This is a genomic window from Chthonobacter rhizosphaerae (assembly GCF_013839525.1).
Lineage (GTDB): Bacteria > Pseudomonadota > Alphaproteobacteria > Rhizobiales > Pleomorphomonadaceae > Chthonobacter > Chthonobacter rhizosphaerae.
In genome coordinates this window covers 805,089-817,745 of record NZ_JACDIS010000001.1, presented here as the reverse complement: position 1 = coordinate 817,745, position 12,657 = coordinate 805,089, and the positions used below count along the sequence as shown (strand labels likewise).

Annotated in this window: 12 protein-coding genes; 6 read left to right on the top strand and 6 right to left on the bottom strand. The window is 69.7% G+C overall.

From position 1 onward, the window contains the following. Positions 1–69: 69 nt before the first annotated feature. Genes HND91_RS03680 through HND91_RS03670 form a run of 3 tightly spaced genes read right to left on the bottom strand, consistent with a single transcriptional unit; the run spans position 70 to position 3,174 of the window. Positions 70–933: a carbohydrate ABC transporter permease gene (locus HND91_RS03680; RefSeq protein ID WP_181705139.1), complete on the bottom strand. Its 864-nt coding sequence runs from the start codon at positions 931–933 to the stop codon at positions 70–72. Beyond that, entirely contained in the window at positions 926–1,879 is a 954-nt protein-coding gene (locus HND91_RS03675) for a carbohydrate ABC transporter permease (RefSeq protein ID WP_181705138.1), read from the bottom strand. Before HND91_RS03675 ends, HND91_RS03680 begins: the two co-directional genes overlap by 8 nt. 5 nt (positions 1,880–1,884) lie before the next feature. Continuing rightward, the gene (locus HND91_RS03670) at positions 1,885–3,174 is read right to left on the bottom strand and encodes an ABC transporter substrate-binding protein (protein ID WP_181705137.1); all 1,290 of its coding nucleotides are present in this window, start codon (positions 3,172–3,174) and stop codon (positions 1,885–1,887) included. A gap of 444 nt (positions 3,175–3,618) precedes the next feature. On the opposite strand from HND91_RS03670, the gene HND91_RS03665 reads away from it, so the two are divergent. The 6 genes from HND91_RS03665 (at position 3,619) to HND91_RS03640 (ending at position 11,067) form a co-directional block, all read left to right on the top strand. Further along, positions 3,619–4,410 carry a TetR/AcrR family transcriptional regulator gene (locus HND91_RS03665; protein ID WP_181705215.1) on the top strand — a complete coding sequence of 264 codons (792 nt, stop codon included), beginning with the start codon at positions 3,619–3,621 and terminating at the stop codon, positions 4,408–4,410. Between the two features lie 384 nt (positions 4,411–4,794). Next, positions 4,795–5,940: a Gfo/Idh/MocA family protein gene (locus HND91_RS03660; protein WP_181705136.1), complete on the top strand. Its 1,146-nt coding sequence runs from the start codon at positions 4,795–4,797 to the stop codon at positions 5,938–5,940. A gap of 3 nt (positions 5,941–5,943) precedes the next feature. Then, a complete protein-coding gene (locus HND91_RS03655; protein WP_181705135.1) occupies positions 5,944–7,110 on the top strand; it encodes a dihydrodipicolinate synthase family protein in 1,167 nt (388 codons plus the stop codon). Between the two features lies 1 nt (position 7,111). Continuing rightward, positions 7,112–8,539 (top strand): enolase-like domain-containing protein, encoded by a 1,428-nt coding sequence (locus HND91_RS03650; protein ID WP_181705134.1) that lies wholly within the window; start codon positions 7,112–7,114, stop codon positions 8,537–8,539. Between the two features lie 74 nt (positions 8,540–8,613). Continuing rightward, on the top strand, positions 8,614–9,444 hold the full coding sequence (locus tag HND91_RS03645; protein ID WP_181705133.1) for a sugar phosphate isomerase/epimerase family protein: 831 nt from the start codon (positions 8,614–8,616) through the stop codon (positions 9,442–9,444). A gap of 375 nt (positions 9,445–9,819) precedes the next feature. Then, the gene (locus HND91_RS03640) at positions 9,820–11,067 is read left to right on the top strand and encodes a Gfo/Idh/MocA family protein (RefSeq protein WP_181705132.1); all 1,248 of its coding nucleotides are present in this window, start codon (positions 9,820–9,822) and stop codon (positions 11,065–11,067) included. A 75-nt stretch (positions 11,068–11,142) separates the two neighbouring features. Here HND91_RS03640 and HND91_RS03635 read toward each other — a convergent pair whose 3' ends face one another. The 3 genes from HND91_RS03635 to HND91_RS03625 all read right to left on the bottom strand — a co-directional run bounded on the left by HND91_RS03635 (position 11,143) and on the right by HND91_RS03625 (position 12,589). Then, positions 11,143–11,454 carry a hypothetical protein gene (locus HND91_RS03635; RefSeq protein WP_181705131.1) on the bottom strand — a complete coding sequence of 104 codons (312 nt, stop codon included), beginning with the start codon at positions 11,452–11,454 and terminating at the stop codon, positions 11,143–11,145. A gap of 105 nt (positions 11,455–11,559) precedes the next feature. Next, positions 11,560–11,739, bottom strand: a complete 180-nt coding sequence (gene hemP / locus HND91_RS03630; protein ID WP_181705130.1) for a hemin uptake protein HemP — start codon at positions 11,737–11,739, stop codon at positions 11,560–11,562. A gap of 88 nt (positions 11,740–11,827) precedes the next feature. Continuing rightward, a complete protein-coding gene (locus tag HND91_RS03625; protein ID WP_181705214.1) occupies positions 11,828–12,589 on the bottom strand; it encodes an RluA family pseudouridine synthase in 762 nt (253 codons plus the stop codon). Positions 12,590–12,657: the final 68 nt, after the last annotated feature.

The window sequence follows — 12,657 nt, the reverse complement described above, 5'->3', positions numbered from 1 at the left end:
CGGGTCTGGACCGCGCGCCGGAACGTGCGGCCATCGGGATCCCGCCGGGATCCTCGGCGATCGGCGTCTTCAGCGCTTCATGCCGGTGGTGGCGATCCCCTCGATCAGCAGGCGCTGGAAGAAGAGGAAGACCAGGAAGATCGGGATCAGCGACAGCACCGACATGGCGAACAGGGCGCTCCAGTCGGACGAGCCCGTGCTGTCCACGAAGGAGCGGAGACCGATCTGCACCGTGTAGGTCTGGATGTCGTTGAGATAGATGAGCGGGCCGAAGAAGTCTTCCCAGGTCCACAGGAAGGAGAAGATCGCCGCCGTGGCCAGCACGGGGGTGGAGAGGGGCAGCATGATCTTCCAGTAGATCCGCCAGGGGCTGCAGCCGTCCATCATCGCGGCCTCGTCGAGTTCGCGCGGGATGCCGCGAAAGAACTGGACCATGAGAAAGATGAAGAAGGCGTCCACGGCGAAGAACTTCGGCACCACGAGCGGCAGCCAGGTGTTCACCCAGTCGAGATGCAGGAAGAGGATGTACTGGGGGATCAGCGTCACATGGTAGGGCAGCATGAGCGTGCCCAGCATGATGGCGAACCACACGTTCCGGCCCCGGAAGTTGAGCCGCGCGAAGGCGAAGGCGGTCAGCGAGCAGGCCATCACGTTGCCGATGGTGGACAGGACCGCAATGACGAAGGAGTTCCAGAAGAAGGTTCCGAACGAGACCTGCAGGCCGTTCCAGCCGCGCCAGTAGGCCCCGATGTCGATCGAGGAGGGGATCAGCGACGACGAGCCGAAGATCTCCTCCGACGGCCGGAACGAACCCGACAGCATCCACAGGAGCGGATAGAGCATCAGGATGGACGCGACGATCAGGGCCGCGTGGATGAGGACCGACCGGGTCACGGACGACCGGGCGGCGCCGTGGAAGGGGACGTCAGTCATCGTAGTGCACCCAGTAGCGCGCGCTGAGGAAGGAGAAGGCCGTGAAGATCGCGATGATGATCACGAGGATCCAGGCGAGCGCCGACGCATAGCCCATCCGGAAGAAACCGAAGGCCTCCTGGTAGAGGTAGAGCGTGTAGAAGAGCGTCGAGTTGATCGGCCCGCCGGTGCCTTCGGAGATGATGAAGGCCGGGGTGAAGGCCTTGAAGGCGTCGATGGTCTGGATGACGAAGTTGAAGAAGATCACCGGCGTCAGGAGCGGCAGCGTGATCTTGAAGAACTGCCGGGTCCTGGAGGCCCCGTCGAGGCTCGCCGCCTCGTACATGTCGGTCGGGATCTGGCGAAGGCCGGCGAGGAAGATGATCATCGGCGAGCCGAACTGCCAGACGGACAGCACCACGAGCGTGTAGAGCGAGTAGTTCGGGTTCGAGATCCAGCTCGGCCCGATGATGCCGAAGTTGGCAAGGGCCGCGTTGACGAGGCCGTCGGCGGCGAACAGCTGGCGCCACAGGACCGCGATGGCCACCGAGGTGCCGAGGAGCGAGGGCAGGTAGAAGATCGCCCGGTAGAGCGGCAGGCCGCGGATGCCGCGGTTGAACGCCATGGCGACCAGAAGCGCGAACACCAGCTTCAGCGGCACCGACAGGATCACGTAGAGGAAGGTGACCTTCATGGCGGCCGCGAACTTCGGGTCGGCCGTTGCGATCCGGACGTAGTTGGCCGTGCCGATGAAGGTCGGCGACTGCAGAAGGTCGTAGTTGGTGAAGGACAGCCACAGCGAGGCGAGCGCCGGCCCGAGCGTGAGGCCGAAGAAGCCGATCAGCCAGGGCGCGAGGAAGAGGTAGCCGGCGGTGGTCTGCCCGAACGCCCGCCGGGTGCGGCCGGCGGGCGCGCTGCGCCCTCCGGCCGGCACGGCCGCTCCCACGGACGACGTCTGGGAGGTCATGGCCGTCAGGCCCGCTCGAGGATGGACGTGGCCTCGACGACCAGCTGCTCGCCGCCCTCCTCGGCGGTCTTGGCCTCGAAGGCGACCTCCTGGCTGATCCGGGTGAGCGCGAAGGCGATCTCGCCGGCGCCCTTCGGCGGCGGCGGCGGCAGGGCGCCGACCACGTCCTCGATGTCGGCGATGTAGTCGACCATGGCCTTGCTGGTCTCGTCGAGCGACGAGGCGAGCTGGGCGCGCATGGCGTCGGACGCCGGAACGCCGCGTTCCACGCCGAGGATGTTGACGCCCGTGGCGTCGGCGACCAGGAAGTTGGCGAGCTTGACCGCGGCGTCGGCCGCCTGCGTGCCGGCGGAGAGCGACAGCAGCATGGACGGCTTGTAGTAGTGGCCGGGCTGGCCGCCCTCGCGCACCGGGTAGGACGAGATCACCAGCTTGGACTTGTTGAGCGCCTGGTAGCCGACATACTGGTTGGAATGGGCGAAGCCGGTGGCGGCGTAGCCGGTGGTGAGCGGGTTGGTCTCGATCGTCAGGGTGTCGAGAGCCTGGATGTCCGGGGTCACGCAGCCGCCGGCCTTGCGGATCTCGCCCCAGTAGGCGAACCAGGCGGCGGCGTCCTTCGGCTCGTAGCCGACCTTGCCGTCGGCGTTGTAGAGCGCCTTGCCCTGCTGGCGCAGCCAGAGCTCGAACGAGGGCTCCAGGCCGCTCGCGTCGGCGGTGGCGTAGAAGTTGGACTTCTTGTTGCCCTTGGCGAAGGCGGCGCAGTTCTCGGCGAACTGATCCCAGGTGACGGCCTTCGACGGCGGCGTGGCGCCGGCGGCCTCCCAGGCGGCAGCGTCGTAGAGGGCCGCGGAGGAGTTCACCCCGAGATTGATGCCGTAGAGCTTGCCGTCGACCTTGCCGGCATCGATGTTGTTCTGGCCGAAGTCGCTGATCTGAAGAGCGTTTCCGACATACTCGTCGAGCGGCATGAGGGCGCCGCGCCGGGCGTATTCGAAGATGTAGCGGTAGTCCATCTGGATCAGGTCGGGCGCGTTGCGGCCGGCGACCTGGGTGGCGAGGCGGGTCCAGTAGTCGGACCAGCCGACGAACTCACCGTCGACGGTGAGGCCTGGGTTGATCTCCCGGTAGGCGGCGATCGCCTTGTTGGTGCGGTCGGCCCGCTCCTGGGAGCCCCACCAGATGAACCGAAGGCGCTGGTCCTGGGCGAACAGGGGCCGGGCGCCGAAGGCGGACAGCGCCAGCGCGGCGGCGGACGACTTGATCAGCGTGCGACGGTCGATGCGGAAGTCGGACATGCTCTGCTCCTCCCTGGAACAAGACTGCAAGGGGCGGGTTCTTTCGCCCCGGCGATGGGCCGGTCTGTTGCCGGTTTATAACCATTCGGTTACAAGTAGCGCATCGTCGGGAGCGCTTGTCAAGGATCCCATGCGCTTCGGATACTGTTTGATCGGAAAGGATTGGTGGCCGACGTGACCGACGAGGACGACAGGACGGTCGAGGAACCGGCGCGATCGGTCGCCGACGTGGACGGGGCCAAGCACCCGGTGGCGGCGTTTGACGTGGACCACCCGAAGGATAGCATGAGCCGCTGGGACTGGGGACAGACGGCGGTGACGGTGAGCGAGAGCAAAGGCCAGGGCGGGACCAGGGCAACGGCCGGCCCGGCGGCGGACGACCCCGGTCCGGGCGCAGCCACGGGCGCGTCGGGTGACGGGCCGCATGCCGCTCGCCGGGAGGCCGTGCCGGGCGCCGGCGCGGCGACCGGAGCGGACGCGGACGACACGGGAGCGGACCGCCGCTCCGGCGCGGCGCCGCGGGCCAAGGCCGCGGCCCCCGGCGCGCCTCGGACGCCCCGCAGAGCCGCCGCGGACGCGGCGCCGGACGGCGGAAAACCGGCGAAATCGCGCGGCCGGTCGGCCCCGCGCAACCCGGAGCGGACGGCCGCCTCCATCCTGGCGGCGGCGATCCGGGAGTTCGCCGAAAAGGGCTTCGACGGCGCCCGCGTGGACGTGATCGCCCGGCGGGCGGGCACCAACAAGCGGATGCTCTACCACTATTACGGGGACAAGGAGGCGCTCTATCTGCGCGTCCTTGAGGAGGCCTACGGGTCGATCCGCTTCGCCGAGCGCCGGCTGGACCTCGCCCGCCGGGACCCGGAGGAGGGCATCCGCGAGCTCGCCCTCTTCACCTGGCACTATTTCCTGGACCACCCGGAATTTCTCAGCCTGCTCGGCACCGAGAACCTGATGAAGGCGCGCCACCTGAAGCGTTCGCCCACCATCACGGCGATGCACTCGAACTTCATCACGGAACTCGCCGCCGTGTTGCAGCGCGGCGAAAGCACAGGGGTGTTCAAGAAGGGGCTCGACCCGGTCGACGTCTACCTGACCATTGCGGCGCTCGGCTTCTTCTACCTTTCGAATCGGTTTACGCTGTCGACCATCTTCCGGCGCGACCTGGAGGCGCCGGCCATGCTGGACCACTGGGGCGAGCACGTGGTGGCGACCACGCTGGCCGCCATCAAGGCCTGAGACCCCTCCCCGTCGCGTCCTCCGAATCCCGCTTGCGTCTTGGGGCGGATCCGGTGATCCGCCCCCACACGTGGTCCACATCGTCGCTTCGTGGTGGCGAAAACCGGGGCCACATGGGCCGGCGTCGCCCCGGCATCGGCCCACAAAGAGCCTGATGTCGGCCTTGTCGGCGCGCGCGTGTCGCTTCCGCCGCGCGGTCTCCCCCGCCGTCACCGGAGGGCCTTTTGTCCGATTGTCCTCGTCTCGACCGTTGACAAGCCGGTCCGATCGGCGGCAGGTTATAACCAACTAGTTACAAGTGGCGCGCCGGCGGGCCCCCATCGACGATCCGGCCGGCGCAACAAGAAGCCACCCACCGACACCTGAACACGGGAGGACGACGCCATGGTCCGCATCGGACTGATCATGCACGGCATCACGGGCCGGATGGGTCTCAACCAGCACCTGATCCGCTCCATCGTGGCGATCCGCCGGCAGGGCGGCGTGCTTCTCTCCAACGGCGAGCGGCTGATGCCGGACCCGATCCTGGTCGGCCGCAACCTCGACAAGGTGGCGGCGATCGCCAAGGCCCACGGCATCGAGCGCTACACGGACGACCTGGACGCGGCGCTCGCCAACCCGGAGGACATCCTGTTCTTCGACGCCGGCACGACCCAGATGCGGGCCGGCCTCCTCGCCAAGGCGATCCACGCGGGCAAGCACGTCTATTGCGAGAAGCCGATCGCCGAAAACGTGGAGGCGGCCCTGGAGGTGGCCGAGCTCGCCCGGCGCAAGGGCGTGAAGAACGGCGTCGTCCAGGACAAGCTGTTCCTGCCGGGCCTGATGAAGCTGAAGATGCTGCGCGACAGCGGCTTCTTCGGCAGGATCCTGTCGGTACGCGGCGAGTTCGGCTACTGGGTGTTCGAGGGCGATTGGCAGCCGGCGCAGCGCCCCTCCTGGAACTACCGCCTGAAGGACGGCGGCGGTATCATCCTCGACATGCTCTGCCACTGGCGCTACGTGCTGGACAACCTGTTCGGCGAGGTGAAGGCGGTGAGCTGCCTCGGCGCCACCCACATTCCCGAGCGCGTGGACGAAGCCGGCCGGACCTATGCGGCGGACGCGGACGACGCCGCCTATGCGACCTTCGAGCTCGAAGGCGGCGTCGTCGCGCAGCTGAACAGCTCCTGGGCGGTGCGGGTGCGGCGCGACGACCTGGTGACCTTCCAGGTGGACGGCACCCACGGGTCGGCGGTGGCGGGCCTCACCAAGTGCTGGACCCAGCACCGGGTGAACACCCCGAAGCCGGTGTGGAACCCGGACCAGCCGCAGACGATCGATTTCTTCAAGACCTGGGACGAGGTGCCGGACAACTGGCCGGCGGACAACGGCTTCAAGGTGCAGTGGGAGATGTTCCTGCGCCACGTGGCCGAGGACGCGCCCTGGCGCTTCGACCTGATGGAAGGCGTGAAGGGCGTGCAGCTGGCCGAACTGGGCCTGAAATCGTGGCGCGAGCGCCGCTGGCTGGACGTGCCGGCGCTGGGGGCCTGAGCCATGACGAGCCTCCGGCTGCCGACCGCCGACCGATCGATCGAGACCTATACGCTCACCGGCCGGCCGCCGGAGCTGGCGCGGCGCAGGGCGGCGGACTTTCCGCGTATCGCTTATGCGGCCGCCCACGTGGTGGCCGACCCGCTGGCGACCTACGACCCCTGGCTGGAGCCGGCGATCGACTGGGACCGCACCCTCGCCTTCCGGCACCGGCTGTGGGACCTCGGCCTCGGCGTCGCCGAGGCCATGGACACGGCGCAGCGGGGCATGGGGCTTTCCTGGACCGACGCCCGGGACCTGATCCGCCGGGCGCTCGCCGAGGCGAAGAGCCGCGACGACGCCCTGATCGCCTGCGGGGCGGGCACCGACCACCTGGCCCCCTCCCCGGCCGTGACCGTGGACGACGTGATCCGCGCCTACGAGGAGCAGGTGGCGTTCGTGGAAGGCCACGGCGGGCGCATCATCCTGATGGCGAGCCGGGCGCTCGCGGCCGCCGCCAAGGGGCCGGACGACTATGCCAGGGTCTACGGCCGCATCCTTTCGCAGGTGCGGCAGCCGGTGATCATCCACTGGCTGGGCGAAATGTTCGACCCGGCCCTTGCGGGCTACTGGGGTTCGGCGGACCACGACGCCGCCATGGACACCTGCCTCGCCATCCTGACCGACCACGCCGCCAAGGTGGACGGCATCAAGATCTCGCTCCTGTCGAAGGAGAAGGAGATCTCCATGCGCCGGCGCCTGCCGGCGGGCGTGCGCATGTACACGGGCGACGACTTCAACTACGCGGAGCTGATCCGCGGCGACAAGGCGGGCCACTCGGACGCCCTGCTCGGCATCTTCGACGCCATCGCGCCGGCGGCTTCGGCCGGCCTCGCGGCTCTCGGCCGGAGCGACGAGCGGGCCTTCTTCGACATCCTGGAGCCGACGGTGCCGCTGTCGCGGCACATCTTCCGGGCGCCGACCCGCTTCTACAAGACGGGCGTCGTCTTCCTCGCCTGGCTCAACGGCCTGCAGGACCATTTCGTCATGGTGGGCGGCCAGGAGAGCGCCCGGTCGGTCCAGCACCTGGCCGAGCTGTTCCGGCTTGCCGATAAGGCCAACGCCCTGACGGACCCGGACCTCGCGGCCGGGCGGATGGGCCGGCTTCTCTCCGTGCACGGGATCGGCTGACATGGGCACGGATCTTCCCATCGTGCGGCTGGTGGACGCCGCCGTGTTCGAGCGGCCCGTGAGTCTTCGCCTACCGTTCCGGTTCGGCGCCGTGACCCTGAGGGAAGCCCGCCAGGCGTTCCTGCGGGTGCGGATCGAGGACGGCGCGGGCCGGACGGGCTTCGGCCATGCGGCCGAACTGATGGTGCCGAAGTGGTTCGACAAGGCGCCGGACCTGTCCAACGCGGACAACGAGGCGCAGCTCCGCCGGTCCCTGGCGCTCGCCATCGAGGCGATGTCGGCGGCCGGGCCGGGGACCGCCTTCGGGCTGCATGCGGCGGTGGAAGCGCCGCTCCATGCGGTGGCGGCCGGCGAGGACCTGCCGGGGCTGGTGGCGTCGTTCGGGCTCGCGCTCGTCGACCGGGCGATCCTCGACGCGCTCTGCCGGCTGGACGGCGTCGCCGTCGCGGACGCGCTCCGGGCGAACCGGCCGGGCATGGACGCCCGGACCGCGCCGGACCTTGCGGGCTTCGACCTCGACGGCTTCCTGGGGCGCCTCGATCCGGCCGACAGCCTGAAGGCCCGGCACACGGTGGGCTTCGCCGACGCGCTGACCGAGGCGGAGGTGGACCCCGGCGCGCGGATCGGCGACGGCCTGCCGGAGAGCCTTGAGGCGGCGATCGGCACCTACGGGCTCGACCGTTTCAAGCTGAAGCTGACCGGCGATCCCATGCGCGATGTTTCACGTGTGACATCCATCGCGGCCGTGCTGGACCGGCTGCCGGACTACCGGGTGACGCTGGACGGCAACGAGCAGTATCCGGACGCCGACACGCTGGTGGATTTCCTCGACCGGCTGGCGGCGGAGCCCCGGGCAGCGCGGCTTCGCGCCAACCTCCTGTTCGTGGAGCAGCCGATCGCCCGGGCGGTGGCGCTGTCGCGGCCGGTGACGGCGGCGGCGGACCGGGTGGCGCTGGAGATCGACGAGAGCGACGGCGGCATGGAGGCGTTCCGGACCGCGAAGGCGCTCGGCTACACGGGCGTGTCGTCCAAGTCCTGCAAGGGGCTCTACCGGTCGCTCCTCAACGCGGCCCGGGTGGCGGCCTGGAACGCGGAGGCCGGGGACGGGCGCTTCTTCCTCTCCGCCGAAGACCTGACCACCCAGGCCGGCATCGCCGTGCAGCAGGACCTGGTGCTCGCCGCCCTGGTGGGGGCCGGCCACGTGGAGCGGAACGGCCACCACTATGTGGACGGCATGCAAGGGGCGGGCGCCGGGGAGGCCGCGGCCTTCCTCGATCACCACGGCGACCTCTATCGGGCCGGACCGGGCGGGCGGCCGCGGCTCGCGATCGAGGGCGGCCGGATCGCCTTCGGCTCGGCGCTGCGGGCGCCCGGGCTCGGCGTCGCCGGGCCGGCGGCGGAGGCGGCCTTCGCGGCGCTTCGGGCCTGAGGCCGGATCGGCGGCCACCGGGCCGGGCCGCCCGAACGCCCGGCCGACCACAAGACGACGGAGGAGAGACGCCCATGACCGCACCAGCCGTGCCCGGATTGTCCATCAACTTCGCGACCGTGCGCCAGATCGGCAGCTTCGGCGCCATCGTGGACGCCTGCCTGAACCACGGCATCACGGCCATCTCGCCCTGGCGGGAGCACATCCACGAGACGGGTCTTGCAGAGGCCGCCCGGATCGTGGCGGCGAACGGCCTGAGGGTGACCGGCGTCTGCCGGGGCGGCTTCTTCCCGGCGGCGGACGCGGCGGGCCGGCAGGCGGCCATCGACGACAACCGGCGGGCGATCGACGAGGCGGCGGCCCTCAAGGCCGACTGCCTGGTGATGGTGGTGGGCGGCCTGCCGAAAGGATCGAAGGACATCGGCGCGGCCCGCGCCATGGTGGCGGACGGGCTCGCCGCCATCCTGCCGCATGCCCGGGCGGCGGGCGTGCCGATCGCCATCGAGCCGCTGCACCCCTTCTACGCGGCCGACCGGGCCTGCGTGAACCTCCTCGGCCAGGCGCTCGACCTTTGCGACGCGCTCGGCGACGGGATCGGGGTCGCCATCGACGTCTACCACGTGTGGTGGGACCCGGACCTTGCCGCCCAGATCACTCGGGCCGGCAAGGGCGGGCGCATCCTCGCCCATCACATCTGCGACTGGCTGGTGCCGACGCTCCACGTGCTCAACGACCGGGGCATGATGGGCGACGGGGTGATCGACCTCAAGGGCTTCCGGGCGATGATCGAGGCCGCGGGGTTCCACGGGCCCCAGGAGGTGGAGATCTTCTCGGAGAACTGGGGCGGCAGGCCGGGCGACGAGGTGCTGAGGACCTGCGTGGAGCGCTACCGGACGGTGTGCTGAGGGGAGTGGATTTGGACACGAGCTTCGGCGGGAGCGGGATCCTTCCCTTCAGGGGAAGGTGGCCCGAAGGGCCGGAAGGGGTCGTATTTTTGGTTTTCCGGGCGGCGCGGCCGACGTTGGAGGGAAAAGACGACCCCTTCCGGCCGGCTTTCGCCGGCCACCTTCCCCTGAGGGGAAGGATGGTCTGGGCTTCGGCGGGAGCGGGCCCTTGGCCTCAGGGGGATGAAGATCGGGGCTTCGGCGGGAGCGGGGTCCTTTCGTTCCGGGCGAGGACGATGCGCGGGAGCGGCCGGATTGGTGAGGATCGCGCGGCGCGTGACGTGGCGCGGCGGTTTGGAGGACCCGTCCTTCAGGGCGGGCGGAGGAGTGGATCTGATGTCGAATACCCATAACCGCACCCGCTATGCGCTGGTCGGGACAGGCAATCGCGGCACGACCATGTGGGGCGGCGAGCTTCTCGCCGGCTGGAGCGACCACGTGGACCTGGTCGGGATCTGCGACCTCAACCTGATGCGGGCCGAGCGGGCGCGCGGCATGATCGGCGGCGACGCGCCGCTCTACGCGGACTTCGCCACCCTGATGGCGGAGCAGAAGCCTTCGCTGGTGATCGTGTGCACGCCCGACCACAACCACGACGACATCATCGTGGCGGCCCTGGAGGCCGGGGCGGACGTGATCAGCGAGAAGCCGCTGACCACGACGGTGGAGAAGATCGCCCGCATCCGCGACGCGGAGGCGCGCACCGGCCGGCGGGTGGACGTGTCGTTCAACTACCGCTTCGCCCCGACCGCGGCGAAGATGAAGGAACTGATCGACGCCGGCACCATCGGCCAGGTGACCTCGGTGGACTTCCACTGGTACCTGGACAACCGGCACGGCGCCGACTACTTCCGCCGCTGGCACGCCTTCGAGAAGAATTCCGGCAGCCTGTTCGTCCACAAGGCCACCCACCACTTCGACCTTCTGAACTGGTACCTCGGATCGGACCCGGTGGAGGTGAAGGCCTTCGGCGAGCTTCTCCACTATGGCGCCAAGGGGCCGTTCCGCGGCCCGCGCTGCCGGATCTGCCCGCACAGGGACGAGTGCCCCTACTTCTTCGACCTCGCCGCCGACGGCTTCCTCGACGCGCTCTACGAGGACCCGTCCGAGGTGGACGGCTACGTGCGGGACGCCTGCGTGTTCCGGGAGGACATCGACATCCCGGACACCATGACGGCGGTGATCCGGTACGCCAGCGGCGCCCAGGTGAGCTATTCGCTCAACACCTACATGCCGGTGGAGGGTCACCACATCGCGTTCAACGGGCATCTCGGCCGGATCGAGCTCCGGCAGTACGAGAAGCAGCCGTGGGAGATGCCGAAGGCGGACGAGATCCTGGTGGTGAGGAGCTTCGGCGGCGGCGTGGAGCGGATCGAGATGCCGCACCAGCCGGGCGGCCACTACGGCGGCGACAACCTGATGCGCGACATGATCTTCAAGGGCGAGCGGCCGGACCCGCTCGGCCAGCGGGCCGGCTCGCGGGCGGGCGCCGTCTCGGTGCTGACGGGGCTCGCGGCGCTGAAGAGCGCCCGCACCGGCGGAGCCGTGCGGCTTCAGGACATCGCGCCGCCGGGGATCTTCTGAACCAGCCGCCCGACCGGGAAGACGGTCCGGGAGGCGGCCTGCGCCTCCCGTTCGCCTTGGGGCAAGCTCGGGCCGTCAGGCCTCGTCCTCGTCGTCGTCCTCGCCGAACTGGTCGACCGGGACGAGGAACATGACCTCGAAACCGGGCTCCTCGTCGTCGGCGTCGTCCTCGTCCTCCTCGACGACCGCTTCCTCGAACAGGTCGGACTCGTCGTCGTTCGCGGGGCGGACCGTGAAGGCCGAGGTGCCGTTCCAGAGCGGCTTGCCGTCGCTCGTCAAGGTGCGCAGGTCCTCGCGGAAATCGTCGCTCGCGAAGATCTCCTGAGCCCCGGCCTCGTCAGCGTCCGTCACCGCGACGGGCGTGCCGTCGATCTCCAGCGTGTACATCGTGTGGTGTCTCCATGGGTGATCGCCACCGTCAACGCGACGGCCGGCCGAATCGCTCCATGGGCATCCTGCCCGATCGGGGCGGCGGGCGCACGACGGCCCGGGTCACTTGGTGAGGATGAGCTTGCCGAGCTTGGTCTGGCGCAGGCGGTAGACCTCGCCCCGGTGGGTGATCATGACCTCGGTGGAGCCATCCAGGATGTCGGCGCTCGCAAGGACGCGCCCGGCCTGGGCGGCTTCAGGCAGGAGGGCGGGACGGTTCGGCAGGGTGCTGACGGCGCTCATGGACTGCGTCTCCGGCTGCGTGGTGAATACCTGAGTTTGATACTCAAGTTTTTCACCCTGCGCAAGCGCCCTCCCCGACTCACCAGTCTCAAGAGGAAGCATCGGCCTCCCCGTCCGGACCGGCGGGCGGAACGACCCCGGTGGCCGACGCCGATGGCTCGACGCTCTCCAGGAAACCGCAGCGCTTCATGAGGCGCATCATGTGCTCGGGAACCGGGGCTTCCACGCGGACGGGCGGCTTCTTCCTGTAGAGCGGCACCTCGATGGCGCGCGCGTGCAGGTGGAGCCGCTTGTCGACCCCCCTCGCCCGGTCGCCGCCGTAGACGCCGTCGCCCACGATGGGATGGCCGAGGTGGGCCATGTGGACGCGCAGCTGGTGGGTGCGGCCGGTGCGGGGGCTGAGAGACACGAAGGTGAGCGTCTCGCCGCGCCCCAGCACCCGCCAGTCGGTGACCGCCTCCTGACCCTCCGGGTCGACCTTCATCCACCAGGACCGGCTGTCGTGGCTGGCGCGGCCGAGGGGCGCCTCGATGGTGCCGGCCTCCCCGTCGACGACCCCGCAGACCACCGCCCAATAGGTCTTGCGCACCTTCTGGCCGGCGAACAGCGCGCCGAGCTCGGCGGTGGAGCGCTTGTGGCGGCCGAGGACCAGGCAGCCGGACGTGTCCTTGTCCAGCCGGTGGGCGAGCGCGGGCCGGCGCGGCAAGCCGAAGCGCAGGTCGTCCAGGTAGTCGTCCAGGGTCGGGCCGCCCTTCGGGCCGGCGTGGACGGCGAGACCGGCCGGCTTGTCGAGGACCAGCATCAGGGCGTCGCGATAGAGAAGGCGGGCGAGGAGGGCGTCGGGCGTCATGGCGCCCTGATAGCCCGAAGCGGGCCCGGCGGCCAGCGGGCCGGCGTCGGTCCGCCAGCCGGCAGGTC

What these genes read in the sequence shown, in the direction of transcription:
- HND91_RS03625 (WP_181705214.1), bottom strand. Translation starts at nt 12,589, where the DNA reads ATGACGCCCGACGCCCTCCTCGCCCGCCTTCTCTATCGCGACGCCCTG.
- HND91_RS03660 (WP_181705136.1), top strand. Translation starts at nt 4,795, where the DNA reads ATGGTCCGCATCGGACTGATCATGCACGGCATCACGGGCCGGATGGGT.
- HND91_RS03670 (WP_181705137.1), bottom strand. Translation starts at nt 3,174, where the DNA reads ATGTCCGACTTCCGCATCGACCGTCGCACGCTGATCAAGTCGTCCGCC.
- HND91_RS03680 (WP_181705139.1), bottom strand. Translation starts at nt 933, where the DNA reads ATGACTGACGTCCCCTTCCACGGCGCCGCCCGGTCGTCCGTGACCCGG.
- HND91_RS03645 (WP_181705133.1), top strand. Translation starts at nt 8,614, where the DNA reads ATGACCGCACCAGCCGTGCCCGGATTGTCCATCAACTTCGCGACCGTG.
- hemP (WP_181705130.1), bottom strand. Translation starts at nt 11,739, where the DNA reads ATGAGCGCCGTCAGCACCCTGCCGAACCGTCCCGCCCTCCTGCCTGAA.
- HND91_RS03675 (WP_181705138.1), bottom strand. Translation starts at nt 1,879, where the DNA reads ATGACCTCCCAGACGTCGTCCGTGGGAGCGGCCGTGCCGGCCGGAGGG.
- HND91_RS03640 (WP_181705132.1), top strand. Translation starts at nt 9,820, where the DNA reads ATGTCGAATACCCATAACCGCACCCGCTATGCGCTGGTCGGGACAGGC.
- HND91_RS03635 (WP_181705131.1), bottom strand. Translation starts at nt 11,454, where the DNA reads ATGTACACGCTGGAGATCGACGGCACGCCCGTCGCGGTGACGGACGCT.
- HND91_RS03655 (WP_181705135.1), top strand. Translation starts at nt 5,944, where the DNA reads ATGACGAGCCTCCGGCTGCCGACCGCCGACCGATCGATCGAGACCTAT.
- HND91_RS03650 (WP_181705134.1), top strand. Translation starts at nt 7,112, where the DNA reads ATGGGCACGGATCTTCCCATCGTGCGGCTGGTGGACGCCGCCGTGTTC.